Genomic DNA, 25,886 nt, shown 5'->3' with positions numbered 1-25,886 from the left:
GCATGTGCCCCGGCCCCATTCCCCTCGACACCGCCCGAGCTGTCTTCTCCATGGCGGCTACTCGCGTCCGACATTGCTGTGAACCGTCACCGGCGGCACGCGGCGGACCCGGTCGGGATTCCGCCACGCGCCTTCGTCCGGCGAGCCGGTCTTCTGTGACGTGCCGCCTAGGGCGTGTCGTTTGGATCAGGTGGCGCCGGAGTGCGGCGCCTTGTCGGCTGGGCCGAGCGGGGCAGGGTGCGTGCAGCTGCAAGGCGGAGGAGGGCGACGACGCGGAGCGTCGGCAACCGACGACAACGCCGCAGATGTGCGTGCCCTGCCCCGCGACCCGCCACATGATCCAAACGACACGCCCTAGCTCTCGCGGCTCATGGAGCGGTCCTTGGACGGGTGCTGTCCGTACGGCGCGTCGGCGTAGCCGTAGTTGTCGTCGTGGTCCTTGCCGTGGTCCTTGCCGTGCTCGGGCTTGCCGTGCGTGTCGTGGTGGCCCTGGTCCGGCTTTCCGTGGTGGCCCGACCCTCCGGGCTTGCCGCCGTGACCCGGACCGCCGGGCTTGTGGTGGTGGCCGTGGCCCTCGGGCTTGCCGCCGTGCCCGCCGTTGCCGTTTCCGCCCACGGTGTTCCCGCCCACGGTGTTGCCGGCGGTGGCGTTCCCGGCCGTGTTGCCCGCGGTGTTGCCGGCCGTGTTGCCGACGGTGTTGCCCGCGGTGCCGCCGCTCGTCACGCTGATGATCGGGCCGCCCAGGAGGCCGCCGCTGACCAGGCCGCCACCGAGCAGCCCGCCGCTGGTGCCCGTCCCGGCGGTCGTGCCCGTGGTCGTCCCGGCGGTCGTGCCCGTGGTGGTTCCGGTCGTGGTTCCTCCGGTGGTGCCGGTCGCGCAGCTGTTGAGGAAGATCCTGTTGTCGTCGAGGGTCACCGAGCCGTTGCGGGCCAGCGCCCTGCCCTCGATGTTCGTGCCCGTGTTCGCGCTGATCGAGGTCAGCGCCATGATCGTGCCCACGAAGGTGGAGTTGGTGCCGAGGGTGGCCGAACTGCCCACCTGCCAGTACACGTTGCACGCCGAGGCGCCGTTGGTGAGCAGGACGCGGCTGTTGGACGCGGTCGTCAGCGCTTCGGGGATCTGGAACACCCAGACCGCGTTCGGGTTGCCGCCGGCGTCCAGGATCAGGTCGCCGGTGAGTCCGACGCCGGCCGTCGCGGTGTAGACGCCGGGGATCAGCGTGGTGCCCGTGGTGATCCCCGCCGGGAGGGCGAAGTCGGTGGCCTGGCCCGCCGCGTTGTTGTAGGCCGTCACCAGGTCGGCCTTGCCCTGCTGTGCCACGGCGTCCGCGGCGTGCACGGCGCCGAGGACCTGTCCCGGCGGGAAGCCGGAGACCGCCGGGTTCGGGCTCGTCCCGAGGTCGTGACTGATCACCGAGGGGCCGGTGTTGGTGACTCCCTGGCCGGAGAGGACGGAGAAACTCGCGGCCGTGGCCAGCGGCACGGGCGTGGCGATGGCCACGGCCTGCGCCTGTGTCAGTGCGACCATCGCGGCGGCCACCGTCCCGGCGAAGGCCGAGGCCAGTACGCCGGACCAGGTGCGGCCGTGAGGCGCTTGACGGATTTTCAGCTTCATCGAGGAGCCATTTCCTGTGAGAGCCGTGGCATGCCGGGCCTGCCGATCGCCCGGGAAGCCTTTTCACTGCTGCGGAATATTACGCAGGAAGATTCCGGCGAATGCGCCAGGCGGGACAGGGGAGATGGGATTCCCCATTTTGGCGGCGGAAACGGCCTCGATGATTCTCCTTTACGATCATCGGACGTCGCGGCGAACGGAATTGAGCGAATTCCGGGCAGCCGGTTAATTCCGGGCCGAACACCTCATACGGAGTGGGGGAGTTGACCGGCGGAAGGCAGCGGCCCGGCCCCGGAACCGGTCAGGTCCCGACCGCCGGCGCCTCCACGGCCGGAGTACGCGGCGCCGCCCGTGCCGTCAGCAGCGCGTCTCCCGGCGTCACCGCCGCCGTGACCGCGTCGCCGCCGAGCCGGACGCCGGGACCCTGGTCCGCACCGGGCCGCGGTGCCGGCGCGGGTGCGGGTGCGGGTGCGGGTGCGGGCCAGCGTGCACGGGACGGTCCCGGCGAGCGCGGCCCCGGTGCCGTGCCGCAGAGCCCGGCCGTCACCGCGAGGATCACGCCCTTCACGGCGACCGTGCCGAGGACCAGCCCCGAGGCCGCGCCGGCCGGCCCCCGGCCGCCGAACTCATCGGCTCGGCAAGTCGTCGCCCGTCCCGGCCCACCCCGTACGGGTCACCACAACGCGCGGACCACCGCCCGTACCGGGTGAAATGGACGCGTGACCGCGCCCCCGGACGACTGCCTCGCGCGCAACGAGTGGATCTGCGGCGAATACCTGAGCACGCGCCGCCACATCCTCCTCGACGCGACGGTCCAGCATCTCCAGCTCACGGCGGTCGCCGTCGCCATCGCGCTCGTCATCGCCGTGCCGCTCGCGGTCCTCGCCCGCCGCTGGCGCTGGGCGGCCGGACCCGTCCTCGGCGTGACGACGATCCTCTACACGGTCCCCTCGCTCGCGATGTTCTCGCTGCTGCTGCCCGTGTACGGCCTGTCGGCGTCGCTGGTCGCCGCCGGTCTCGTCCTGTACTCGCTGACCCTGCTCGTGCGGAACATCCTCGCGGGGCTGCGCGCGGTCCCCGAGGAGACCCGGCGGGCAGCGCGCGGCATGGGATACGGGCCGATCCGGCTGCTGCTCACCGTGGAACTCCCGCTCGCCGTACCCGCCGCGATGGCGGGCCTGCGGATCGCCACCGTGTCCGCCGTCTCGCTGGTCACGGTCGGCGCGATCGTCGGCTTCGGCGGACTCGGCAACCTCATCTACGCGGGCATGAACACCTACTTCAAGGCGCAGGTGCTCACCGCGTCCGTGTTGTGCGTCGTCATCGCCGTCGCCGCCGACCTGCTGCTGCTCGGCGTGCAGTGGCTCATCACCCCCTGGACCCGGGCGGCCCGCCGATGAACACCCTGACCGGAGCCTGGGACTGGCTCACCGACCCGGCGCACTGGTCCGGCGACGACGGTGTCTGGCACCGGCTCGCCCAGCATCTCGTGCTGACGGTCGTCTGCCTCGTCATCAGCTGCCTGATCGCGCTGCCCGTCGCGCTCGTCCTCGGCCACCTCGGCAAGGGCGGCGCGCTCGCCGTGAACATCTCCAACGTGGGCCGCGCGGTCCCCACGTTCGCCGTGCTGGTGATCCTGCTGCTCACCCCGGTCGGCCGCTGGGGCGAGGGCCCCACCGTCGTCGCGCTGGTCCTGTTCGCAGTGCCGCCGCTGCTCACCAACGCCTACGTCGGGATGCGCGAGGTCGACCGGGACGTGGTGCGGGCCGCGCGCGGGATGGGCATGACCGGACGGCAGATGCTCTTCGGTGTCGAGGTGCCCCTCGCCCTGCCGATGATCATGAACGGGGTGCGGATCGCCGCCGTGCAGCTCGTCGCGACCGCCACCATCGCGGCCCTCGCCGGCGGCGGCGGGCTCGGCCGCATCATCACCGCCGGCTTCAACCTGGCGAGCACCCCGCAGGTCGTCGCCGGGGCCGTCCTGGTGGCCGTGTTCGCCCTGATCGTCGAGGGCGTCTTCGAGATCGCCGAGCGGCTGTCCCCTCGGTGGGCGCGGGGCACCCGGTGAGGCGGCCCGGCACCGCCCTCGCGGGTCTCACCCTGGCCGCCGCGCTGGCCACCGGCTGCGGCACGGGCCCGTCGCTGGAGACCAAGGGCGACGTCACCGCGCCACCCGGCGACAGCAAGCACCTGACCATCGGCTCGGCCGGTTTCACCGAGAGTGACCTGCTCGCCCAGATGTACTCCCTGCTGCTGAAGCGGGCCGGCTACAAGACCTCGATGCTCACCGTCGCCAACCGCGAACTGTACGAACCGGCCCTCGAATCGGGCCAGATCGACGTGGTCGCGGAGTACGCCGCCACCTTCGCCGACTGGCTGAACGCCAAGACCCACGGCGCCGACGCACCGCCGGTCGGCTCACCCGACCTCGACGCCACGATGGCCGCCCTGCGCAAGCTGGCGACACCGCGCGGCCTCACCGTCCTCGCCCCCGGCAGGGCGGTCGACCAGAACGCCTTCGCGGTGACGCAGGCGTATGCCCGCGCACACCACCTCAAGACCCTCAGCGATCTCGGCGGCTCCGGCCTCAAGGTGCGCCTCGCCGCGGGCGACGAATGCGTGAAGCGGCCGTACTGCGAACCGGGCCTGAAGAAGACGTACGGGATCGACATCACCGGCGTCGACCCCAAGGGCGTCGGCACCACCCAGGCCAAGAAGGCCGTGCAGAACGGCCAGGACCAGATGGTGCTGACCACCACCACCGACGCCACCCTGGACGAGTTCGGCCTCGTCCTGCTCGCCGACGACAAGCACCTCCAGAACGCCGACTACCTCGTCCCTGTCGTCAACCGCTCCCGCGCCGGCGGCGAGGGCGTCGCCAAGGCGCTCGGCCGCCTCAACCCGGTCCTCACCACCGCCGACCTCGCCTCGATGAACCAACAGGTCGACAGCTGGCGCCGCCTCCCCGAGGACGTGGCCCGCACCTACCTGAAGGACAAGGGCCTGCTGAAGTGAGCGGGCGCGGACTCCCGCGCCCGGAATCGTCGGTCGCGCGCCCCTCAGGCGTCCGACACCGAGTCGAAGTCGACCTGGTCGCGGGGGACTCCCCGGGCGTCGGCGTCGACCGAGCGGCGCAGGGCCTCGTGGAGTTTGGCCGGGGTGAGGACGCCGAGGAAGCGGGCGCCGTCCAGGACGGCGACCCAGCCCGCGTCGTGCTGGAGCATCACGCCGAACGCCTGCTTCAGCGGGGCGCCCACCGGCACCCAGGAGTTCATCCGGTGCGCGTACGCGCCGACCCGGCCGCCCGCGCCGAGTTCGGCCACACCGACCCAGCCGTGCAGGTCGCCGTCGGCGTCGAGGACGACCGCCCAGCGGGCGCCGTCCGCGCGCAGCCGGGCCGCCGCGTCGGCCGCGCCCTCGTCGAGCCGCGCGACCGGCGGCTGCTCCAGGTCGTCGGCCTCGATCTCGGTGACCGACAGCCGCTTCAGCCCCCGGTCGGCACCCACGAACGAGGCGACGTACGGCGTGGCCGGCGTCCCCAGCACCGCCCCCGGGGTGTCGAACTGCTCGATGCGCCCCTGCCCGTACACCGCGATGCGGTCGCCGAGCCGGACGGCCTCCTCGATGTCGTGGGTGACGAGCAGGACCGTCTTGCGGACCGAGCGCTGCATGCTCAGGAACTCGTCCTGCAACTGCTCCCGCACCACCGGGTCCACGGCGCCGAACGGCTCGTCCATCAGCAGCACCGGCGGGTCGGCGGCCAGCGCCCGCGCCACCCCGACCCGCTGCCGCTGACCGCCGGACAACTGCTCCGGGTAGCGCGACCCGTAGGTGGCCGGGTCGAGGCCGACCAGGTCGAGGAGTTCGGCGGCCCGCGCCCGCGCCTTCGCCTTCTTCCAGCCGACCAGGGTCGGCACGGTCGCCGTGTTGTCGAGGATCGTCCGGTGCGGGAAGAGGCCGACCTGCTGGATGACGTAGCCGATCCGGCGCCGCAGCCGCACCGGGTCGATCGTGGCGATGTCCTCCCCGTTCACGAGGATCCGGCCCGACGTCGGCTCGATCAGCCGGTTCACCATCATCATGGTGGTCGTCTTGCCGCAGCCCGACGGGCCGACGAGGGTGACGAGTTCGCCCTCCTCCACCTCGAAGGAGAGGTCGTCCACCGCCTTCGTACCGTCCGGGTAGACCTTGCTGACCTGCTCGAACCGGATCATTCCCTCACGCTAGCCGCGCCGCCACCTCCCCGCTCCCCGGCCGCGTCCCCCTGTGCGAGGGGGCGGCCGGGCCCATGGGACGCGCTACGGGGTGTCGTCCACGAGCACGACCTCCAGCGTGCGCGGACCGTGCACCCCCTCGACCCGGTCCAGTTCGATGTCGCTGGTGGCGGACGGCCCCGAGATCCAGGTCAGCGGACGCGCCGGGTCCAGCCGTTCCAGGGCCTGCGGTACGGAGGAGACGACCTGGCTCGGGACCCGGACGACGCAGATGTGGTGGTCGGGGATCAGGGTGATCCGACGGCGCCCCTGGTCGGGGGACGCGTCCAGGACGATCGTGCCGGTCTCGGCGACGGCCACGGCACACGCGGTGACCACACTGGAGACGGCGTCCAGCTCCTGCGCGGTGGCCGTGATCCGGTCCGCGACCCGCGTCACGTCACTCTCCGCGAGCCAGGACACGTCCAGGCCCTCCGGTACGACGACCGTGTCCGATCCGCGGGCGGCCAGCAGGCCGGCGAGGGTCGCGGGCAGCGCGTCGGCCCCACAGCGGTGCACGATCGCCCGGTAGTCCGCCAGGTTCTCCGCGAGCAGGTCGACGGTCCGCGCCGCGGTCCGCTCACCGTGCTCGCGCAGATAACCCCGGTCCACGGCCGCCTCGTAGGGCGGGTCGTCGCCGCGGACGTCGGCGGTCGCCCGCCGCACCCGGCCGAGGATCAGGTCCCTGCCGCTCATGTCGTCACGTCCTTTCCGCCCCGCGTCCGCCGCCACCAGTCGCGGAACGGCTCCGCCGGGACCTCGGGCAGCTCCCGGGTCCCGCTCCACGCCCGGCCCGGGCCCGGCAGGGTGCGCGGGTGGAAACGCCGGGTCCGGGACGCCAGCCGCTGGCCGGTGCGCAGCGCGCCGGGATGGCTGAAGGCCCACCGCGCCGCCCGCATCGCCGCCCGCTCGGCCGCGTGCCCCTTGGCGGGCTTGAGGACGACCCGGTTGCCGTCGCGCGTGGCGGGCCCGCCCTCGGCGATCCGCTCACGCAGATGCACCAGCACCTCCGGGATGTCGATGGCGACCGGGCAGACCTCGTAACAGGCCCCGCACAGCGAGGAGGCGTACGGCAGGGAGGCGTCGATCTCGCTGCCGGTGCCCCGCAGCTGCGGGCTGAGGATGGCGCCGATCGGCCCCGGATAGACCGAGCCGTAGGCGTGGCCGCCCGCCCGCTCGTACACCGGGCAGACGTTGAGACAGGCCGAGCAGCGGATGCAGCGCAGGGCCTGGCGGCCGACCTCGTCGGCGAGGGTGTCGGTGCGGCCGTTGTCCAGCAGCACCAGATGGAAGGTTCCCGGCCCGTCCCCCTGCCCGGCCCCGCCGTCCCGGGTGCCGGTCCACATCGAGGTGTACGGGTTCATCCGCTCGGCGGTCGAGGAGCGCGGCAGGGTCTGGAGGAACACCTCCAGGTCCTGCCAGCGCGGCACGATCTTCTCGATGCCGACGACCGAGATCAGCGTCTCGGGAAGGGTCAGGCACATCCGGCCGTTGCCCTCGGACTCCACGACGACGAGCGTGCCGGTCTCGGCGACCATGAAGTTGGCGCCGGAGATGCCGACCTTGGCCCGCAGGAACTTCTCGCGCAGGTGCAGCCGGGCGGCCTCGGCCAGCTCGGCGGGTGTGTCGGTGAGGCCCTCGGGGGCCGGGCGCCCCCACGCGCCCATCTCGCGGGCGAAGATGTCGCGGATCTCGCCGCGGTTGCGGTGGATCGCGGGAACGAGGATGTGCGAGGGCCGGTCCTTGCCCAACTGCACGATCAGCTCGGCGAGATCGGTCTCGTAGGCGCGGATGCCCGCTTCCTCCAGGGCCTCGTTGAGCCCGATCTCCTGCGTGGCCATCGACTTGACCTTGACGACCTCGCTCTCGCCGGTCGCCCGCACCAGCTCGGTGACGATCCGGTTGGCCTCGTCCGCGTCGGCCGCCCAGTGCACGACACCGCCCGCCGCCGTCACCGACTCCTCCAACTGCACGAGATAGCGGTCGAGATGACGGAGTGTGTGGTCCTTGATCTGCTTGCCGGCCTCGCGCAGCGCCGCCCAGTCGGACACCTCGGCGACCGCCTTGGCCCGCTTGGCGCGGATGGTGTGGGTGGCGTGCCGCAGATTGCCCCGCAGGGTGCGGTTGCCGACGGCCTCGTGCGCGGCGACGGGGAAGGCCGGCATTCCGACGAACGTTCCGCTCACGCGCTCGGCCCCTCTCCCGCGCCCGGCACTTCCTCCACACCTGGCATACCTGGCTCTCCCGTGACCGGCTCCTCCTCCGTGCTCGCCAGGATCTCCGCGATGTGCACGGGCCGCATGCCCGACCTCAGGCGGCCCATCGTGCCGCCGATGTGCATCAGACACGAGTTGTCGGCCGCGCACAGCACCTCGGCGCCGGTCGACTCGGCGTTGCGCACCTTGTCGGCGCCCATCGCCGCGGACACGTCCGGGTTCTTCACGGCGAAGGTCCCGCCGAAGCCGCAGCACTCGTCGGCGCCGGGCAGCTCGCGCAGTTCGAGACCCTTGACGGACTGGAGCAGCCGGCGCGGCCGGTCCCCGAGCCCCAGACTCCGCAGCCCGTGACAGGTCGGGTGGTAGGTCACCGTGTGCGGGTAGTACGCGCCGACGTCCGTGACCCCGAGGACGTCCACCAGGAACTCGGTCAGCTCGTACGTCTTCGGCACGACCGGCGCCAGCGTGCGGGCCAGGGTGTCGCCCCGCCCCTCGGCGCGCGCCCGCTCGCCCATCCTCGGGTACAGCTCCCGCACCATCGCCCCGCACGACCCGGAGGGCGTCACGATCGCCTCGTACCCCCCGAAGACATCGGAGAAGTGACGGGCCAGCGGCTCGGCCTCATGCCGGTAGCCGGTGTTGTAGTGGGCCTGCCCGCAGCAGGTCTGGCCCATCGGGAAATCGACGTCGACACCCAGTCTGGTCAGCAGTTTCACCACGGCCCGGCCGGTGTCCGGATACAGCGTGTCGTTGACACAGGTCAGGAACAGGGCGACTCGCATCGCAGCTCCTTGGTCTCGGTCATCGGATGGGTGCAGCGTACGCGGCGGGCATGCGGCGAGAGAGGCAGCGCGCGCCCCCGGCGGACGGTGAGGGGCACGGGCGTACCGCGCACCCCCCGACCGGACGGCGCGGGTCACGGTGTGCCGAGCCGGGCCTCGGCCGCGCGCCAGGCGGCCGTGCCGCCGCGTGGCTCGTGGCGGCGCAGCGACTGGGTACGGGCCACCAGGCGGCGCATCCCGGCTCGGTCGCCGACCTGCCCGTGCGCCCGGGCCTGGACGAGGACGTTGCCGAGCGCGGCCGCCTCCGCCGGGCCCGCCACGACCGGCAACCCGCAGGCGTCGGCGGTGAGTTGGCAGAGCAGTTCGTTGCGGGTGCCGCCGCCCACGATGTGCACGACGTCGACCGGATGACCGGCGAGTGACTGCGCCTGAAGCACCGCCCGCCGGTGGGCGAGCGCGAGGGAGTCGAGGATGCACCGGGTGATCTCGGCGCGCGACTCCGGCACAGGCTGCCCGGAGACCCGGCAGGCGTCAGCGATCCGCGCCGGCATCCGGCCCGGCGCGAGGAACGCCGGGTCGCCCGCGTCCACCACCGACCGCAGCGCCGGCACCTCGGCGGCGGCCGACAGGAGGTCGCCGAGAGGGGGCCCGCCCCACTCCCGTACACACTCCTGGAGCAGCCACAGGCCCATGATGTTGCGCAGATAGCGGACCGTGCCGTCCAGGCCCAGTTCGTTGGTGAAGTTGGCGGCCCGGCTCTCCTCGGTGAGCACCGGAGCGTCCAGCTCCAGACCCGCCAGCGACCAGGTGCCGGTGCAGATGTACGCGAACCGTTCCCCGGTGGCGGGGACGGCGGCCACCGCCGACGCGGTGTCGTGCGAACCCACCGTGGTCACCGGCACCGGACCCGTCAGCCCGGTCTCCTCCAGGACGCCCGGGAGCAGGGTCCCGGCCGGATCGCCGGGCCGGCGCAGCGGCGCGAACAGGGTGAGGTCGACGCCCAGGCGCTCCGCCGTGCCGTACGCCCAGTCGCCGGTGCGCGGATCGATCAACTGGGTGGTGGAGGCGTTGGTCAGTTCCGTGCCGGCCACGCCCGTGAGCCAGTACGCCAGCAGGTCCGGGATGAGCAACAGCCGTTTGGCGAAAGCCAGTTGCGCGGAGGAGCCGGCCGCCGTGAGCTGGTAGAGGGTGTTGAACGGCGCGAACTGCAGACCCGTGGCCGCGTACAGTTCGGCCGCGGGTACGGTCGCCCACACCTTCTCCGCGACGCCCTCCGTACGGGCGTCGCGGTAGTGCACCGGGTTGCCGAGCAGCGCCCCGTCCGCGTCCAGCAGGCCGTAGTCCACGGCCCAGCTGTCGATGCCGACGGAGTCGACCCGTCCGGCCGCGCGGAGCCCGTCGAGGACACCCCCGTACAGCGCGAGGATGTCCCAGCGCAGCCCCTCGGGGACCCGGACCGGACGGTTCGGGAAGCGGTGCGCCTCGGTCAGCTCCAGGGTGTCCGGACCGACGCGGCCGGCCATGACCCGTCCGCTGGACGCGCCGAGGTCGACCGCGGCGTGGTGCGAGGCGTTCACCTGCGTCATCGCAGGAACGCGGCGGCGACGCCGGCGTCGACCGGGACGTGCAGCCCCGTGGTGTGCGTCAGGTCCCCGCCGGTCAGCGCGAACACCGCGTTCGCCACGTGCTCCGGCAGCACCTCCCGCTTGAGGATGGTCCGCTGGGCGTAGAACTCCCCGAGCTTCTCCTCCTCGACGCCGTAGGTGGCCGCGCGCTGGGCGCCCCAGCCGCCCGCGAAGATCCCCGAGCCGCGCACGACCCCGTCCGGGTTGACGCCGTTGACCCGGATGCCGTGCGCCCCCAACTCGGCTGCCAGCAGGCGTACTTGGTGCGCCTGGTCGGCCTTGGTCGCGGAGTAGGCGATGTTGTTCGGGCCGGCGAAGACCGCGTTCTTGGAGGCGATGTAGACGATGTCGCCGCCCAGCTCCTGAGCGGTCATCACCCGGGCCGCCTCGCGCGAGACGAGGAAGGAGCCGCGCGCCATGATGTCGTGCTGGAGGTCCCAGTCCTTCGCGGTGGTCTCCAGGAGCGGCTTGGAGATGGAGATGCCCGCGTTGTTGACCACCAGGTCGACCCCGCCGAACGCCAGCACCGCCGCCTGGAACGCCTCGGCGATCTGCTCCTCGGAGGTGACGTCCACCCGGACGGCGACGGCCTTGTCCGGCCCGCCGAGATCCGCGGCCACTCGCTCCGCGCCCTCGGCGTTCAGGTCCGCGACCACCACACAGGCACCCTCGGCCACCAGCCGCTCCGCGATGGCCTTGCCGATCCCGCTGCCCGCGCCCGTCACCAGCGCCACCCGGGTGGCGAGCGGCCTGGGCTCCGGCATCCGGCGGAGCTTGGCCTCCTCCAGCGCCCAGTACTCGATACGGAACTTCTCCGACTCCTCGATCGGCGCGTACGTCGAGACGGCCTCGGCCCCGCGCATCACGTTGACGGCGTTCACATAGAACTCGCCCGCCACCCGCGCGGTCTGCTTGTCCTTGCCGAAGGAGAACATGCCGACGCCGGGGACCAGCACGATCGCCGGGTCGGCGCCGCGCATCGCGGGGGAGTCGGGCTGTGCGTGCCGCTCGTAGTAGGCGGCGTACTCCACCCGGTACTCGGCGTGCAGTTCCTTCAGGCGGGCGACCGCCTCGTCCAGCGGGGCGGCAGGGGGCAGGTCGAGGACGAGCGGCCGGACCTTGGTGCGCAGGAAGTGGTCCGGGCAGGAGGTGCCGAGCGCCGCGAGCCGGGGGTGCTCGGCCCGGGCGAGGAAGTCCAGCACCTCGTCGGAGTCGGTGAAGTGGCCGACCTGCGGCCGGTCCCGGGAGGCGAGGGCCCGGACGTACGGGGCGAGGGCGGCGGCGCGGGCCCGGCGCTCGGCGGGGGCGAGCGGCTCGAACCCCTCGACGACGGGCCCGAAGGGCTCCGCCTTGCCGCGCTCTTCGAGGAAGGCCTCGGCGGTACGGATGATGTGCAGCGAGTTGCGCTCGCACTCCTCGGCAGTGGCGCCCCAGGCGGTGATGCCGTGGCCGCCCAGTACACAGCCGACGGCCCGCGGGTTGGCCTCCTTGACCGCCGCGATGTCCAGGCCGAGCTGGAAACCGGGCCGGCGCCAGGGCACCCACACCACGCTGTCCCCGAAGCACTCGGCGGTGAGCTTCTCCCCGTCGGCCGCGCAGGCGAGCGCGATCCCGGAGTCGGGGTGCAGATGGTCGACGTGCGGCGCGTCGACCAGCCCGTGCATCGCGGTGTCGATGGAGGGCGCGGCACCGCCCTTGCCGTGCAGGCAGTAGTCGAACGCGGCGACCATCTCGTCCTCGCGCTCGACTCCCGGGTACACCTCGGTCAGCGCCCGCAGCCGGTCCAGGCGCAGCACCGCGAGCCCGGCCTCGGTGAGCGTCCCGAGGTCGCCGCCCGACCCCTTCACCCACATCAGCTCCACCTCGCCGCCGGTCACGGGGTCGGTGCCGCCGCCCTTCGCGGAGGTGTTGCCGCCCGCGTAGTTGGTGTTCCGAGGATCACCACCAAGCCGCCGCGACCGACCCAACAGAGCGACGACTTCAGGATGGGCTGCCATGTTCCAGGTCCTTAAGAAGAGTACGTACGTTCACTGAAAACAAACCGAGGGGAAGCCGGCCCAGGGACGCGGGGGGAGAGCGGGCCCTCCGAGAAGGCGGGCCCTCCGAGAAGGCGGGCCCTCAGAGAAGGCGGGCCCTCCGAAAGAGCGGGCCCTCCGAAAGAGCGGGCCCTCCGGGAAAGCGGGCGCTCCGGGAAAGCGGGCGCTCCGGGAAAGCGGGCGCCGATACGGAACGGCGCCCCCCTAGGCCCCCCACCCCGCCTGCATACCCCCCACCCGCTCGGAGGCGATCCGCTCCCCCCACCCGGACCGGTGATACGCGCCCACCGGATCGGGATCGAGCCCCAGCTCCGCCCGCACCTCGGCGAGCAGGGGCCGCACGTCCGTGTTGTAGGCGTCCATGACGACGGCGTTGGCCGCGAGGACATCCCCGGACTGCTGGGCCGCGGCAAGCGCCGCACGGTCGACGAGCAGCGCCTTGGCCGTCGCCTCCTGCACGTTCATCACGGAACGGATGATCGCCGGGATCTTCGCCTCGATGTTGTGGCACTGGTCGAGCATGAAGGCGACGTCGGGGGAGAGGCCGCCCCCGCGGATCACCTCGTACATGATCCGGAAGAGCTGGAAGGGGTCGGCGGCGCCCACCATGAGGTCGTCGTCGGCGTAGAAGCGGGAGTTGAAGTCGAAGGCGCCGAGCTTTCCCTCGCGCAGCAGGGTGGCGACGATGAACTCGATGTTGGTGCCGGGGGCGTGGTGCCCGGTGTCGACCACGACCTGCGCCTTGGGGCCGAGCTTGAGGCAGTGCGCGTAGGCCGTGCCCCAGTCGGGCACGTCGGTGGCGTAGAAGGCGGGCTCGAAGAACTTGTACTCCAGCAGCATGCGCTGGTTCTCGCCGAGCCGGTCGTAGACCTGGGAGAGGGCCTCGGCGAGCCGGTCCTGGCGTGCGTGGAGGTCGTCCTGCCCGGGGTAGTTGGTGCCGTCGGCGAACCACAGCTTGAGGTCCCGGGAGCCGGTCGCGTCCATGATGTCGACGCATTCGAGCAGGTGGTCCACGGCCTTGCGGCGCACCGCGGCCTCCGGGTGGCAGACGGAGCCGAGCCGGTAGTCGTCGTCCTGGAAGGTGTTGGAGTTGATCGCGCCGACGGTGAGGCCGCGCTCCTCGGCGTGCTTGGCGAGCGCCGCGTAGTCCTCGACCCGGTCCCAGGGGATGTGCAGGGCGACGGTCGGGGCGGCGCCGGTGAACTCGTGCACCTTCGCCGCGTCGTCGATCTTCTCCTGGGGGGTCCGGGGCACACCCGGTTGCGCGAAGACCTTGAACCGGGTTCCCGAGTTCCCGTACGCCCACGACGGCGTCTCGACGGCCTGGGTCTTGAGCGCGGCCTTCACCGCGGCGAACTCGGTCACTTCGGGGCTCCTACGACTTCGAGTGGGGAACGGCCGTCCGCACGGTCCGCCACGGCTTCCCGGCACAGGCCGGTCACGGGGGCTTCCCGACGGACGCCGGTCCCCGGCTTCCTGGAACACGGCGGCTGAAACGATTCAGGAGCCGAAGCTATGAGCACCCCGCAGGACTGTCAACCCCTCCCGCGCCGGGCTTTGTTCGTGACTCCGTCGTGACCTTTGGCCCCCGAAGAATTTCGCCACGCACCCATTGACGCGACCTGGGTGACATGCCTAACGTCCCGGCAATCCAATTGAAACCTTTCACGACGTCGTGGGGGCCGTCCCGCAGGCGTCGTCGAGGAGCCCCTCATGACCCACCCGTCCGACACGGGACCGACCCCGGTGCTGGCGCTGAAGGATCTGTCGAAGTCCTTCGGTGCCGTACGCGCCCTGCGGGACGTGTCCCTGGAACTGTTCCCCGGCGAGGTGCACGCGCTCGCCGGAGAGAACGGCGCGGGCAAGTCGACCCTCATCAAGGCGCTCGCCGGCGTGCACCGACCGGACGCCGGCCAGGTTCTCCTGGACGGCGAACCCACCGTCTTCCACGGCCCCGCCGACGCCCGTGACGCGGGTATCGCGGTGATCTACCAGGAGCCCACGCTCTTCCCCGACCTCTCGATCGCCGAGAACATCTTCATGGGCCGCCAGCCGCGCCGGGCGCTCGGCCGCATCGACCACAAGGCGACCCACGCGGCGACCGCCGCCCTGATGGAGCGCCTCGGCGTCGAACTCGACCCCGAGCGGCCGGCCCGCGGACTGTCCATCGCCGACCAGCAGATCGTGGAGATCGCCAAGGCGCTCTCCTTCGACGCCCGCGTCCTGATCATGGACGAGCCCACCGCCGCCCTCACCGGCAGCGAGGTGGCGCGGCTGTTCGGCGTGGTGCGCACCCTGCGCGAACAGGGCTCCGCGGTGCTGTTCATCTCGCACCGGCTGGAGGAGATCTTCCAGATCTGCCAGCGGGTCACGACCCTGCGGGACGGGGCGCTCATCTCCAGCGAGCCGCTGACGGGCATGACCGAGGACGACCTGGTCCGCCGCATGGTCGGCCGCGACCTGGACCAGCTCTACCCCAAGCAGGACGTCGAGGCCGGCGACATCGCCCTGAGCGTGCGCCGGCTGACCCGGGAGGGCGTCTTCACCGACGTCTCCTTCGACGTCCGGCGCGGTGAGATCGTCGGCCTCGCCGGACTGGTCGGGGCCGGCCGCACCGAGGTGGCCCGCTCCGTGTTCGGGGTGGACCGCTGGGACGCCGGGGAGGTGACGGTCGACGGGAAGGCGCTGACGAACGGCGCCCCGTCCACCGCCATGGCCGCCGGCCTCGCCCTCGTCCCCGAGGACCGCCGCGCCCAGGGCCTGGTGATGGACATGTCCATCGAGCGCAACATCGGCCTGACCGGGCTGCGTACGACGGTCCGGGCCGGCCTGATGGACCGCGGCGCCGAACGCAGCCGCTCCCTCGACTGGGCCGTCAAGCTCCAGGTCAAGTACGCCCGGATCGCCGACACCGTGGGCACCCTCTCCGGCGGCAACCAGCAGAAGGTCGTCCTCGCCAAGTGGCTCGCCACCGGCCCCAAGGTGCTCATCGTCGACGAGCCGACCCGGGGCATCGACGTCGGCACCAAGGCCGAGGTGCACCGGCTGCTCAGCGAACTGGCCGCCGACGGGGTGGCCGTCCTGATGATCTCCTCCGATCTGCCCGAGATCCTCGGCATGGCCGACCGCGTGCTCGTGATGCACGAGGGCCGGCTCACCGCCGAGATCCCACGCTCCGAAGCCACCGAGGAAACCGTGATGGCCGCAGCCACCGGGAGGGCCGCCGCATGACGGTCACCGCGCCCACCCCCGCCCCCGCCACCGAAGTGCCCAAGTCCAGCGGCACCCGGCTGGTGGACCGCGTCTTCAAGATGCGCGAACTCGCCATCCTGGCCGTCTTCCTGGTGATGATCGCCGTCACCCAGGCGGGCAACAGCGAGTTCCTGTCCGAGCAGGGCATCAAGGACCTGCTGCTGAACGCCACGATCCTGGTGCTGGTCGCCACCGGCCAGTCCCTCGTCGTCATCACCCGCAACGTCGACCTGTCGGTCGGCTCGACCCTCGGGATCAGCGCCTTCGCGGCCGGCACCTACCTCCAGGGCGGCGGCAACGGCGTCGTCGCCGTCGTCCTCGCCGTACTCCTCGGCATCGGCTGCGGGCTGGTCAACGGACTCCTCGTCAGCCTCGGCCAGGTGCCCGCCCTCGTCGTCACCCTCGGCACGCTCTACATCATCCGCGGCATCGACTCCATCTGGGTCGGCTCCCGCCAGATCACCGCGGCCGACCTGCCCGGCGGCTTCGTCGACTTCGGCTCCGGCGGCATCCTCGCCGTCCCCTACCTCGCGCTGATCGCCCTCGCCGTCCTCGTCGTCACCGCCTACTACCTCAGGCACTTCGGCAGCGGGCGCGAGCTGTACGCGCTCGGCTCCAACCCCGAGGCCGCGCGGCTCGCCGGCATCCCCGTCCGCAAGCGCATCCTCACCGCGTACATCGTCTGCGGGGCGCTCGCCGGGCTCGCCGGCGCCCTCTACCTCGCCCGGTTCGGCAACGTCGACTCCGGCACCGGGAACGGCTACGAACTCACCGTCGTCAGCGCGGTCGTGGTCGGCGGCGTCGTCTTCACCGGCGGCTCCGGCAGCGTCTACGGCGCCGCCCTCGGCGCGCTCCTGCTGACCTCCGTGAACAGCGTGCTGCCCGCCCTCGGCGTCAGCTCCGTGTGGGTGCTCGCCATCAACGGCATCCTGCTCATCCTCGCCATCGCCGTCGACCGGGTCGTCGCGCTGCGCGTGGCCTCCGCCCTGAAGAAGAGGAACGCCCGCCATGGCTGACTCCGCTCTCGCGCGCGCCGTCCGCTGGGACACGGTCGTCGGCGCGCTCCTCATCGTCCTGCTGCTGTTCTCCTTCTCCTTCGTGGACGGCTTCGGCAACGCCCTCAACCTGTCGTTCCTGATCGGCAACACCCTGCCGATCGCGCTGATCGCCCTGCCGATGACCCTGCTCGTGGTGGCCGGCGAGATCGACCTGTCGGTGGCCTCCACGGCCGGGCTGTCCGGCTCGGTGATGGGCGCCCTGTGGAACCAGGGCATGGCCATCGAGACGATCATCCCGCTGTGTTTGCTGCTCGGCGTGGTGTGCGGACTGGTCAACGGCCTGCTGGTGACCCGGCTCGGCCTGCCGTCCCTCGCCGTCACCATCGGCACGCTCGCCGCCTACCGGGGCATCGCGCAGATCGTGCTCGGCTCCGACGCGGTCACCGACTTCCCCACCCGGTACCTGGACTTCGCCGCCGGACGGATCGGCGACTCGTTCGTCCCGCAGGCCTTCCCGCCCTTCCTGGTCCTGCTCGCCGTCGCCGTCGTCGTGCTGCACGCCACCCCCTTCGGACGGTCGGCGTTCGCCATCGGCGCCAACGAGGAGGCCGCCCGGTTCGCCGGCATCCGCGTCAAGCGGCAGAAACTGCTCCTGTTCGTCGCGACCGGCCTGATGGCCTCCCTGACCGGCGTCTTCTGGGCCCTGCACTACGCCAGCGCCCGCTATGACAACGCCACCGGGCTCGAACTGTCCGTCGTGGCGGCCGTCCTGCTCGGCGGCATCGACTTCGACGGCGGCAAGGGCACCCTCGGCGGCGCCGTCGCCGGTGTCTTCCTGCTCGGCGCCCTCCAGAACGCGATGAGCCTCCTCAACGTCTCCGCGCAGTCGCAGATCGTCGTGACCGGCGTTCTGCTCGTCGTCTCCGTGCTCGGCCCCCGGGTCACACGGCAGATCTCCGTAGCGAGGGCGGGCCGCAGAGCCGCCTCGACTCCGATCTCGTAACCGCTCCGCTCACCCCGTAAAGGACCGTCAGCCATGCGCAAGACCTCGATCCGCCGTACCTGCGCGGCGCTCGCCGCCGTCACCTCCCTCGCCCTGGCCGTCACCGCGTGCGGCGGCACCACCAAGAACGACGTGCAGGACTCCGGCGGCTCGGCCGCCTCCGGCGGCGCCAAGGCCGACCCGAACGCGGCCACCAAGAAGGGGCTGACCGTCGGCTTCCTGCCCAAGCAGGTCAACAACCCCTACTTCACCTCCGCCGACAAGGGCGGCGAGAAGGCGCTCAAGGAGCTGGGCTCCACCTACAAGGAGGTCGGCCCCAGCAGCGCCACCGACACCAGCGGCCAGGTCAGCTACGTCAACACGCTCACCCAGCAGCAGGTGAACGCGATGGCCGTCTCCGCGCAGGACCCGGGCGCCCTGTGCACCGCGCTCAAGCAGGCGATGAAGAACAAGATCAAGGTCGTCACCTACGACTCCGACACCAAGACCGACTGCCGTAACGCCTTCGTCTCGCAGGCCAGCGCCGAGGACCTCGGCCGCACCGAGGTACAGCTCCTCGCCAAGCAGATCGGCTACAAGGGCGAGATCGCGATCCTGTCCGCCGCGCAGACCGCGACGAACCAGAACACCTGGATCGACTTCATGAAGGACGAGCTGAAGGACCCCAAGTACAAGAACGTCAAGCTGGTCAAGGTCGCCTACGGCAACGACGACGCCCAGCAGTCCTTCCAGCAGACGCAGGGCCTGCTCCAGGAGCACCCCAAGCTCGCCGGGATCATCTCCCCGACCACCGTCGGCATCAAGGCGGCGGCCCAGTACCTGTCCGGCTCCAAGTACAAGGGCAAGGTCAAGCTGACCGGCCTCGGCACCCCCAACGACATGCGCAAGTACGTCAAGAACGGGACGGTCGAGGGCTTCGAGCTGTGGGACCCGTCGAAGCTCGGCGAGCTGGCCGCCCACACCGCCGTGGCGCTCGCCTCGGGGCAGATCACCGGCCGGGAGGGCGAGACCTTCAAGGCCGGCGACATGGGCTCCTTCACCATCGGCAAGGACGGCGTGATCAACCTCGGCAAGCCGACCGTCTTCGACGCGAAGAACATCGACCAGTTCGACTTCTGATCGGCCGGCCCCCGCAACCGCCGTACCCGGGAGGGTCGTTGACACGCCGTGTGTGCTTCCTGCTGAAGGTCCGGGCGGACCGCCTCGACGCCTACCGCGAGCGGCACGCCACCGTGTGGCCCGAGATGCGCGACGCGCTCTCGGCCGCCGGCTGGCACAACTACTCGCTGTTCCTGCGCGAGGACGGCCTGCTGGTCGGCTACCTGGAGACCGAGGACTTCGCCGCGGCCCGCGCCGCCATGGAGGCCACCGACGTCAACGCCCGCTGGCAGGCGGAGATGGCGCCGTTCTTCACCGCGCTGGACGGCGCCCGCCCCGACGAGGCCATGAAACCCCTCGCCGAGGTGTTCCACCTCGACTGAACCGGCGGGGCCGCGAGCGCGCCCCGCCGGCCGCGACCCGCCCCGTGACCTGCCGTGACCTGCGGGGCGACGCCCGACGGGACCGGGCCCGTCGCCCCGTATGTCGTCCATTTCCGGGCTTCCCTCACGACCACCGGTTCCGGCCCGCTCGCGGGTAATGTGAGGGCCTGCCCGCCGCTTCGAGTTCTGCTGGAGGTTCCCGCCCGATGGCCCAGTCGGTGGGTATCAAGGACGTCGCCCGTGCCGCCGGAGTCTCCGTCGGCACGGTGTCGAACGTGATCAACCGCCCCGACTCGGTGGCCTCCGAGACGCGGGCCCGTGTGCTGTCCGCCATCGACCGGCTCGGCTATGTGCGCAGCGAGTCGGCCCGCCAACTGCGCGCCGGAAGCAGCCGGATCATGGGGCTGCTCGTCCTCGACATGGGCAACCCCTTCTTCGTGGACGTGGCCCGGGGCGCCGAACGCGCGGCCCGCGACGCCGGACTCGGCGTGATGGTCTGCAACAGCGCGCAGAGCCCGAGCGAAGAGGCCGACTACCTGTCGCTCTTCGCCGAGCAGCGCGTGCGCGGCGTGCTGCTGACCCCCAGCGACGCGAGCGGCCGCAACATCGAGGCCTTCCGCCGCAACGGCATCCCCTTCGTCCTGGTCGACCGGGTCGCCGAGGGCACCACCGAGTGCTCCGTCTCCGTCGACGACGTGGCGGGGGGCGCCCTCGCCGTCCGCCATCTCGTGGACGCCGGGCACCGCTCCATCGCCTACGTCAGCGGGCCGCCCGGCCTCAACCAGGTCAGGGACCGCCGCACCGGCGCCCTGAACGCGCTGGCCGAGGCGGGCCTTGGCCCCGGCAGCCTGCGCGAGCTGCCCACCGAGCGGCTCGACGTGGCCGCGGGACGGGACGCCGGTGCCCGGCTCCTCGGCCTCGCCGAGCGCCCCACCGCCGTGTTCTGCGCCAACGACCTGCTCGCGCTCGGCGTCCTCCAGGCCATGTACGCGGCCGGTGTCGGCGTCCCCGACGACCTCGCCATCGTCGGCTACGACGACATCGAGTTCGCCGCCGCCGCGGCCGTCCCGCTCACCTCCGTACGGCAGCCCGCCACGACGCTCGGCGCGCTCGCCGCGGGACTGCTCCTGGAGGAGATCGAGGCGCGGACCGCGCCCGCGCCGCACGAACACCGCCGTGTCGTCCTCCAGCCCGAGCTGGTCGTACGCCACTCCAGCCTGGCCGCGCGCTGAGCGGCCGTTCAGTTGCCCCTCGCCGGGCCGTTGACCCACTGTTCAGTCCGCCTTCTTGATCCCCGGGCTGCCCGGTCCGGGGCACATGTGCTCAACTGGGACAGCCTGGAATCCGTACGTCTCGGGAGCCCTGTTGACCGTCAGCTACCGCCAGCCCGGTGTCGTCCTCACCGACCACCGCTTCACCGTGCCCCTCGATCACGCCCGTCCGGACGGGGAGACCATCGAGCTGTTCGCCCGCGAGGTCGTCGCGAGCGACAAGGCGCGGCAGGACCTGCCCTGGCTGGTGTATCTCCAGGGCGGCCCCGGCTTCGGAGCGAATCGTTTCGTCGGACGGCAGGCCTGGCTCGGCCGGGCCCTGAAGGAGTTCCGCGTCCTGCTGCTGGACCAGCGCGGCACCGGCCACTCCACGCCCGCGAACCGGCAGACCCTCCCGCTGCGCGGCGGCCCCCGCGAACAGGCCGACCACCTCACGCTCTTCCGCGCCGACTCGATCGTCCTCGACTGCGAGGCCATCCGGCCCCGGCTCACCGGCGGCGCCCCCTGGACGGTGCTCGGCCAGAGCTTCGGCGGCTTCTGCACCGTGCGCTATCTGTCCAGCGCCCCCGAGGGGCTGAGCGCGGCCCTCGTCACCGGCGGCCTGCCCACCCTCGACGGCCACGCCGACGACGTCTACCGCGCCGCCTACCCGCGCATCGAGCGCAAGGTCGCCGCGCACTACGCCCGCTACCCGCAGGACGTCGAGCGCGCCCGCCGCATCGCCGACCACCTGCTCCAGCACGAGCCCGTCCTCGGCGGCGGCTACCGCCTCACCGTCGAGGCCTTCCAGTCGCTGGGCATCCTGCTCGGCGGCAGCGAGGGCAGCCACCGCCTGCACTACCTGCTGGAGGACGCCTTCGTGCGCACCCCGCGGGGCATGGCCCTCTCCGACGCCTTCCAGGAAGAGGTCCAGGCCCTCCTGTCGTACGCGGCCCACCCGCTGTACGCGCTGGTCCACGAGGCCATCTACGCCCAGGACGAGCGGCCCACCAACTGGTCCGCCGAGCGGGTACGCGCCGAGTTCCCGCAGTTCGACGCGGCCAAGACCCTCGCCGACGACGGACCGCTGCTGTTCACAGGCGAGTCCGTGCACCCCTGGATGTTCGAGAACGACCCGGCGCTGCGCCCGCTGCGGGAGACCGCCGAGGTACTGGCCGCCCGCACCGACTGGGCCCCGCTCTACGACCCGGCCCGCCTCGCCGCCAACGAGGTGCCGGTGGCGGCTGCCGTCTACCACGACGACATGTACGTGGACACCGGGCACGCGCTCCGGACCGCGCGGGCCGTGCGCGGGCTGCGCACGTGGGTGACCGACGAGTTCGAGCACGACGGCCTGCGGGCCGGCGGCCCGCGCGTCCTCGACCGGCTGCTGGCGCTCACCCGCGACGACGCCTGACGGGCCGGGCTCCTCCCCGGTCGGCGCGGCCCTTCGACGGTCCGGCCACGTGCCGGTCCGCGCCGCCCTGCGACGGTCCGGCTCCGCTCCGGCACCTTGGGGCGCGGGCGCGTACCCCTCTAAGCTTCTGACGGCCTGTCAGAAATCTGAGGGGGTACGGATGATCGACACCACGCGTACGGACATCCCGGAGGGTGAGGAGCGGCTGCGGCTGGAGGTCGAGGACGGCGTCGGGGTCCTCACCCTCTGCCGGCCGGCCAAACTCAACGCGTGGAGCTGGGAGTCCACGCGCCAACTCGGCCTGTTCGCCGACCGGATCCGCTTCGACCCGGCGATCAGGGTCGTGCTGCTGCGGGCCGAGGGGCGGGCCTTCTGCGCGGGCATCGACGTGACGGCACCGGGCGGCGCGATCACCGGCCGCTCGGGCGCCGAACGCACCCACGCCTACGCCGAGGGCATCCGCTGGGCGCATGGACGCTTCGCCGCCTTCGCGTCCCTGCCCCAGCCCGTCGTCGCAGCGGTCCAGGGCTACTGCCTCGGCTTCGGCTTCGAACTCGCCCTCATGGCCGACATCCGGATCGCCTCCGCCGACGCCGTCTTCGCCCTGCCCGAGGCCCAGTTGGGTCTAGCACTCGACGCGGGCGGCGATCTGCGGATCGCGCGCGAGGCGGGCGCCGGCTGGGCCAAGTTCCTCGCGCTGACCGGCCGCCGGCTCGACGCGACGACGGCCGAACGCCTGCACCTCGTCCAATTCGTCGCACCGGAAGGCGAGTTGGAGTCGGCGTCACACGCGGTCGCCGGCGAGATCGAGGCGAACGGGCCGCTCGCCGTGCAGGCCGTCAAGCGGGACATCGACACCTTCGCCGACGCCGGCCTCGCCACCGCCCTCGACCGGGCGGCCCTCTCGGCCGCGCTCACCCTGACCTCCGAGGACGCGGACGAGGGATACGCCGCGAAGCGGGCCCGCCGCGCGCCCCGCTTCGAGGGAAAGTGACCAGCGTGTTTTGATCGGTCACCTGCGCCTACGAAGACACAGACGACACAGGGGGACCGATGGCCGACAGCGAACATCTCGCGGACCGGTTCGAGGAACAGCGCGGGCACCTCAGAGCGGTCGCCTACCGGATGCTCGGCTCGCTCAGCGAGGCCGACGACGCCGTCCAGGAAGCCTGGCTGAAGCTCGGCCGCACCGACGCGGACGAGATCAGGAACCTGGGCGGCTGGCTGACCACCGTCGTCGGCCGGATCTGCCTGGACATGCTGCGCTCGCGCACCGCCCGCCGCGAGGACCCGCTGGAGCACGCCGGCACCTTCGTCCCCGACCCCGTGGTCGGCCCGCTGGACCAGAGCGACCCCGAACAGGAGGTGCTCCTCGCCGACTCCGTCGGACTCGCCCTCCTCGTGGTCCTGGAGACGCTGGAGCCCGCCGAACGGCTCGCCTTCGTGCTGCACGACCTGTTCGCGGTCCCCTTCGACGACATCGCCCCGATCGTCGGCCGCTCGACGGTGGCCACCCGCCAGCTCGCGAGCCGGGCCCGCCGCCGCGTCAAGGCGGACGCCCCCGAGCCCGAGCGCGACGTGACCCGGCAGAAGCAGGTCCTCGACGCCTTCCTCGCCGCCTCGCGCGCCGGGGACTTCGAGGCGCTGCTCGCCGTCCTCGACCCCGACGTCGTGCTGCGCGCCGACTCCGGCCCGCACATCGGCGGAGCCGCCGCCTCCAAACTGGTGCGCGGGGCGGCGGCGGTGGCCCGGCAGGCCCTCACCTTCTCCCGGTTCGCGGCGAGTTCACGGCCGGTCCTGGTCAACGGAGAGATCGGCGTCGTCGCCCACGTCGACGGCCGTCCGCTGTCGGTCATGGGGATCACCGTCGCCGACGGCCGGATCGTCGCGATGTACATCCTCGCCGACCCCGAACGGCTCGCCCGCCTCGCTCTCGCCGGGCCCGGTCCCGCGGACCCCGGCGCGTGACGGTCAGCCGGTGAAGGGGCCGCGCCCCAACTGCTCCCGCACCGGCGTCACCGGCGGGCTGACCAGCCCCCTGCGCTGCCAGTTCGCGCCGTCCACCACGAGGGTGTGGCCGGTGATGAACCGGGCGTAGGGGGAGGCCAGGAAGGTCGCCGCCCAGCCCAGTTCACGCGGCGCGCCGACCCGCAGCGCGGGCTGCCGCCGGTCATGCCCCGCCGGCGCCCGCGGGTCCTCCGGCCTCTCCGGGCCTCCGCTCGCGTCCTTGGCAGCGGGTTCGGCCGCATGGTCGGCCGCATGTTCGGACGCGTGCTCGACCGGGTGCGCGGCCGGGTCCCGCGCCCGGGCGAGGTTGCCTCGGATGTCGTCCGTCATGTCGGGGTGCGGCATCAGGCCCGGCACCAGCCCGTTGACCTGGATGCCGTACGGGCCCCACTCCACGGCGAGGGTCCGCACCAGGCTCTCCACACCCGCCTTCGCCGCCGCGCTGTGCGCGAACCCGGGGCCGCCCGTCCAGGCGTAGGAGGCCCCGACGTCGATGACCGACCCCGGCGTACCCGCCGCGAGATGCCTGCGCCCGAACTCACGGGTCATCAGGAACGTACCGGTGAGGGTGATGTCGACCACCGACTGCCAGGCGTTCGGCGACATCTCCTCGGCGGGGACGGGGAAGTTGGCCGCCGCGTTGTTGACCAGCACGTCCGGCAGCGGGTGGCGGTCGAACACCTCGGCGATGCGCCGCGGGTCCCGGATGTCGCAGACGGCCGACGACACCCGGGTGCCCAGCTTCGCCAACTCCCGCCGCGCGGGCGCGAGATGGCGCTCGCGCCGGCTGACGATCAGCAGGTCGGCGCCGAGCCGCGCGAACTCCGCGGCGACGGCCCGCCCGAGTCCGGTGCCGCCTCCGGTGACGAGCACCAGCGAGCCGTCGAACGTGCCGGCCGGCAGGGCGCTCGCGCCCAGCGGGGGAGGGGCGGGGAGGCCGGGCAGTCCGGCGGCGGTGTCCATGGCCCCCTCGATACCCGGTGTGCCGTCAAACATCCAGACAGTGACCGTGGGCATCCCTGCCCGCACGGCGCGGCCAGCGGCATCGGTCCAGTTCAGAGGCGGCCCCCGGGCTCAGTAGTCTTGGCCCCATGAGCGACGACGGCGCCACGGCCCAGGACTCCCGCCCGGCACTGCGCGCCGACTGCGGCCGGTGCTTCGGGCTGTGCTGTGTCGCCCTCACCTTCTCCCGGTCGGCGGACTTCGCGATCGACAAGGACGCGGGCAAGCCCTGCCCCAACCTCGCGGACGACTTCCGCTGCGGCGTCCACACCCGCCTCCGGGAGACCGGCTTCACCGGCTGCACGGTGTACGACTGCTTCGGCGCCGGACAGCGGGTCTCCCAGGAGACCTACGGCGGTGTGGACTGGCGGTCGGGCTCACCCGAGCGGGCCCGCGAGATGTTCGACGTGTTCCCCGTCGTACGCCAACTCCACGAACTGCTCTGGTACTTGACCGAGGCGCTGACGCTCCCCGCCGCCCGGCCCGTGCACACCGACGCCCGGAGCCTGCTCGGCCGGACGGAGGAGCTGGCCCGGCTGAGCCCCGACGGGCTGGGCGCCCTGGACGTGGGCGCGCACCGGCAGCGGGTCAACGAGGTGCTGCTGCGCACGAGCGAGCTGGTCCGGGCCGGCGCCGGGGGCGGCCGCAAGAAGGACCGCAGGGGCGCCGACCTGATGGGCGCCCGCCTCAAGGGCGCCGACCTGCGGGGCGCCAGTCTGCGCGGCGCCTACCTCATCGCCGCCGATCTGACGGGGGCGGACCTGCGCGACGCCGACCTGATCGGCGCCGACCTGCGGGACGCCGACCTCACCGACGCGGATCTGACCGGCGCCTTCTTCGTCACCCAGCCCCAGCTGAACGCGGCCCGCGGCAACGCGGCCACCCGCCTGCCGGACTCCCTCGCCCGTCCCGGCCACTGGACCGGCGCAGAGAGTCCCTGAAGTCCGGCC

Annotated in this window: 22 protein-coding genes; 13 read left to right on the top strand and 9 right to left on the bottom strand. The window is 72.4% G+C overall.

What is annotated here, in order from left to right; all coding sequences use genetic code 11:
* Positions 1 to 354 precede the first annotated feature (354 nt).
* Entirely contained in the window at positions 355 to 1,614 is a 1,260-nt protein-coding gene (locus AB0912_RS26675; protein ID WP_366704025.1) for an ice-binding family protein, read from the bottom strand.
* 719 nt (positions 1,615 to 2,333) lie between these two features.
* Here AB0912_RS26675 and AB0912_RS26670 point away from each other — a divergent pair.
* The 3 genes from AB0912_RS26670 to AB0912_RS26660 are packed head-to-tail and all read left to right on the top strand — an operon-like array spanning position 2,334 to position 4,629.
* Positions 2,334 to 3,014: an ABC transporter permease gene (locus AB0912_RS26670; RefSeq protein ID WP_366704023.1), complete on the top strand. Its 681-nt coding sequence runs from the start codon at positions 2,334 to 2,336 to the stop codon at positions 3,012 to 3,014.
* Positions 3,011 to 3,682 (top strand): ABC transporter permease, encoded by a 672-nt coding sequence (locus AB0912_RS26665; RefSeq protein ID WP_366704021.1) that lies wholly within the window; start codon positions 3,011 to 3,013, stop codon positions 3,680 to 3,682. The genes AB0912_RS26670 and AB0912_RS26665 overlap by 4 nt, the downstream gene beginning before the upstream one ends.
* Complete coding sequence (locus AB0912_RS26660) at positions 3,679 to 4,629, top strand: ABC transporter substrate-binding protein (protein WP_366704019.1); 951 nt, start codon at positions 3,679 to 3,681, stop codon at positions 4,627 to 4,629. Before AB0912_RS26665 ends, AB0912_RS26660 begins: the two co-directional genes overlap by 4 nt.
* Before the next feature lie 44 nt (positions 4,630 to 4,673).
* Here AB0912_RS26660 and AB0912_RS26655 read toward each other — a convergent pair whose 3' ends face one another.
* The 7 genes from AB0912_RS26655 to rhaI all read right to left on the bottom strand — a co-directional run bounded on the left by AB0912_RS26655 (position 4,674) and on the right by rhaI (position 13,891).
* On the bottom strand, positions 4,674 to 5,828 hold the full coding sequence (locus AB0912_RS26655) for a betaine/proline/choline family ABC transporter ATP-binding protein (RefSeq protein ID WP_366704016.1): 1,155 nt from the start codon (positions 5,826 to 5,828) through the stop codon (positions 4,674 to 4,676).
* A gap of 84 nt (positions 5,829 to 5,912) precedes the next feature.
* Positions 5,913 to 6,563: an LUD domain-containing protein gene (locus AB0912_RS26650; protein ID WP_366704014.1), complete on the bottom strand. Its 651-nt coding sequence runs from the start codon at positions 6,561 to 6,563 to the stop codon at positions 5,913 to 5,915.
* Positions 6,560 to 8,053: a LutB/LldF family L-lactate oxidation iron-sulfur protein gene (locus AB0912_RS26645; protein WP_366704012.1), complete on the bottom strand. Its 1,494-nt coding sequence runs from the start codon at positions 8,051 to 8,053 to the stop codon at positions 6,560 to 6,562. The genes AB0912_RS26650 and AB0912_RS26645 overlap by 4 nt, the downstream gene beginning before the upstream one ends.
* Positions 8,050 to 8,865 carry a (Fe-S)-binding protein gene (locus AB0912_RS26640; RefSeq protein WP_366704010.1) on the bottom strand — a complete coding sequence of 272 codons (816 nt, stop codon included), beginning with the start codon at positions 8,863 to 8,865 and terminating at the stop codon, positions 8,050 to 8,052. The genes AB0912_RS26645 and AB0912_RS26640 overlap by 4 nt, the downstream gene beginning before the upstream one ends.
* A 134-nt stretch (positions 8,866 to 8,999) precedes the next feature.
* A complete protein-coding gene (locus AB0912_RS26635; protein ID WP_366704008.1) occupies positions 9,000 to 10,451 on the bottom strand; it encodes a rhamnulokinase family protein in 1,452 nt (483 codons plus the stop codon).
* Positions 10,448 to 12,487: a bifunctional aldolase/short-chain dehydrogenase gene (locus AB0912_RS26630; protein WP_366704006.1), complete on the bottom strand. Its 2,040-nt coding sequence runs from the start codon at positions 12,485 to 12,487 to the stop codon at positions 10,448 to 10,450. The genes AB0912_RS26635 and AB0912_RS26630 overlap by 4 nt, the downstream gene beginning before the upstream one ends.
* Positions 12,488 to 12,730: 243 nt before the next feature.
* Positions 12,731 to 13,891, bottom strand: coding sequence for an L-rhamnose isomerase (gene rhaI, locus AB0912_RS26625; protein ID WP_366704004.1), 1,161 nt, complete (start codon positions 13,889 to 13,891; stop codon positions 12,731 to 12,733).
* A 348-nt stretch (positions 13,892 to 14,239) separates the two neighbouring features.
* On the opposite strand from rhaI, the gene AB0912_RS26620 reads away from it, so the two are divergent.
* From AB0912_RS26620 to sigJ, 9 genes are all read left to right on the top strand, one after another.
* Positions 14,240 to 15,757, top strand: a complete 1,518-nt coding sequence (locus AB0912_RS26620; RefSeq protein WP_366704002.1) for a sugar ABC transporter ATP-binding protein — start codon at positions 14,240 to 14,242, stop codon at positions 15,755 to 15,757.
* Positions 15,754 to 16,794 carry an ABC transporter permease gene (locus tag AB0912_RS26615; RefSeq protein ID WP_366704000.1) on the top strand — a complete coding sequence of 347 codons (1,041 nt, stop codon included), beginning with the start codon at positions 15,754 to 15,756 and terminating at the stop codon, positions 16,792 to 16,794. The genes AB0912_RS26620 and AB0912_RS26615 overlap by 4 nt, the downstream gene beginning before the upstream one ends.
* Positions 16,787 to 17,779 (top strand): ABC transporter permease, encoded by a 993-nt coding sequence (locus AB0912_RS26610; protein WP_366703998.1) that lies wholly within the window; start codon positions 16,787 to 16,789, stop codon positions 17,777 to 17,779. The genes AB0912_RS26615 and AB0912_RS26610 overlap by 8 nt, the downstream gene beginning before the upstream one ends.
* Before the next feature lie 33 nt (positions 17,780 to 17,812).
* Positions 17,813 to 18,898, top strand: coding sequence for a rhamnose ABC transporter substrate-binding protein (rhaS, locus tag AB0912_RS26605; RefSeq protein ID WP_366703996.1), 1,086 nt, complete (start codon positions 17,813 to 17,815; stop codon positions 18,896 to 18,898).
* Positions 18,899 to 18,936: 38 nt separating this feature from the next.
* Positions 18,937 to 19,260: an L-rhamnose mutarotase gene (locus AB0912_RS26600; protein ID WP_366703994.1), complete on the top strand. Its 324-nt coding sequence runs from the start codon at positions 18,937 to 18,939 to the stop codon at positions 19,258 to 19,260.
* A gap of 206 nt (positions 19,261 to 19,466) precedes the next feature.
* Positions 19,467 to 20,492, top strand: coding sequence for a LacI family DNA-binding transcriptional regulator (locus AB0912_RS26595; protein ID WP_366703992.1), 1,026 nt, complete (start codon positions 19,467 to 19,469; stop codon positions 20,490 to 20,492).
* 133 nt (positions 20,493 to 20,625) lie between these two features.
* Complete coding sequence (locus AB0912_RS26590; protein ID WP_366703990.1) at positions 20,626 to 21,927, top strand: alpha/beta fold hydrolase; 1,302 nt, start codon at positions 20,626 to 20,628, stop codon at positions 21,925 to 21,927.
* Positions 21,928 to 22,087: 160 nt separating this feature from the next.
* Positions 22,088 to 22,921, top strand: coding sequence for an enoyl-CoA hydratase/isomerase family protein (locus AB0912_RS26585; protein ID WP_366703988.1), 834 nt, complete (start codon positions 22,088 to 22,090; stop codon positions 22,919 to 22,921).
* Positions 22,922 to 22,980: 59 nt separating this feature from the next.
* The gene (sigJ, locus tag AB0912_RS26580) at positions 22,981 to 23,895 is read left to right on the top strand and encodes an RNA polymerase sigma factor SigJ (RefSeq protein WP_366703986.1); all 915 of its coding nucleotides are present in this window, start codon (positions 22,981 to 22,983) and stop codon (positions 23,893 to 23,895) included.
* A gap of 3 nt (positions 23,896 to 23,898) precedes the next feature.
* On the opposite strand, the gene AB0912_RS26575 is transcribed toward sigJ, so the two are convergent.
* Entirely contained in the window at positions 23,899 to 24,930 is a 1,032-nt protein-coding gene (locus AB0912_RS26575) for an SDR family oxidoreductase (RefSeq protein WP_366703984.1), read from the bottom strand.
* A 95-nt stretch (positions 24,931 to 25,025) separates the two neighbouring features.
* Between AB0912_RS26575 and AB0912_RS26570 the strand changes: the two genes are divergently transcribed.
* Positions 25,026 to 25,877, top strand: a complete 852-nt coding sequence (locus tag AB0912_RS26570; protein WP_366703982.1) for a pentapeptide repeat-containing protein — start codon at positions 25,026 to 25,028, stop codon at positions 25,875 to 25,877.
* Positions 25,878 to 25,886 lie beyond the last annotated feature (9 nt).

Origin of the sequence: Streptomyces sp. NPDC007084 (assembly GCF_040703595.1) — a bacterium.
Classification (GTDB): domain Bacteria; phylum Actinomycetota; class Actinomycetes; order Streptomycetales; family Streptomycetaceae; genus Streptomyces.
Note: the sequence above shows the minus strand (reverse complement) of the source record. Positions and strands in the feature narration are given on the sequence as shown.

Coding starts and splice junctions, on each gene's coding strand:
- AB0912_RS26675 (WP_366704025.1), bottom strand. CDS start 1,614: ATGAAGCTGAAAATCCGTCAAGCGCCTCACGGCCGCACCTGGTCCGGC.
- AB0912_RS26665 (WP_366704021.1), top strand. CDS start 3,011: ATGAACACCCTGACCGGAGCCTGGGACTGGCTCACCGACCCGGCGCAC.
- AB0912_RS26655 (WP_366704016.1), bottom strand. CDS start 5,828: ATGATCCGGTTCGAGCAGGTCAGCAAGGTCTACCCGGACGGTACGAAG.
- AB0912_RS26650 (WP_366704014.1), bottom strand. CDS start 6,563: ATGAGCGGCAGGGACCTGATCCTCGGCCGGGTGCGGCGGGCGACCGCC.
- AB0912_RS26640 (WP_366704010.1), bottom strand. CDS start 8,865: ATGCGAGTCGCCCTGTTCCTGACCTGTGTCAACGACACGCTGTATCCG.
- AB0912_RS26635 (WP_366704008.1), bottom strand. CDS start 10,451: ATGACGCAGGTGAACGCCTCGCACCACGCCGCGGTCGACCTCGGCGCG.
- AB0912_RS26630 (WP_366704006.1), bottom strand. CDS start 12,487: ATGGCAGCCCATCCTGAAGTCGTCGCTCTGTTGGGTCGGTCGCGGCGG.
- AB0912_RS26620 (WP_366704002.1), top strand. CDS start 14,240: ATGACCCACCCGTCCGACACGGGACCGACCCCGGTGCTGGCGCTGAAG.
- AB0912_RS26615 (WP_366704000.1), top strand. CDS start 15,754: ATGACGGTCACCGCGCCCACCCCCGCCCCCGCCACCGAAGTGCCCAAG.
- AB0912_RS26610 (WP_366703998.1), top strand. CDS start 16,787: ATGGCTGACTCCGCTCTCGCGCGCGCCGTCCGCTGGGACACGGTCGTC.
- rhaS (WP_366703996.1), top strand. CDS start 17,813: ATGCGCAAGACCTCGATCCGCCGTACCTGCGCGGCGCTCGCCGCCGTC.
- AB0912_RS26595 (WP_366703992.1), top strand. CDS start 19,467: ATGGCCCAGTCGGTGGGTATCAAGGACGTCGCCCGTGCCGCCGGAGTC.
- AB0912_RS26585 (WP_366703988.1), top strand. CDS start 22,088: ATGATCGACACCACGCGTACGGACATCCCGGAGGGTGAGGAGCGGCTG.
- sigJ (WP_366703986.1), top strand. CDS start 22,981: ATGGCCGACAGCGAACATCTCGCGGACCGGTTCGAGGAACAGCGCGGG.
- AB0912_RS26575 (WP_366703984.1), bottom strand. CDS start 24,930: ATGTTTGACGGCACACCGGGTATCGAGGGGGCCATGGACACCGCCGCC.
- AB0912_RS26570 (WP_366703982.1), top strand. CDS start 25,026: ATGAGCGACGACGGCGCCACGGCCCAGGACTCCCGCCCGGCACTGCGC.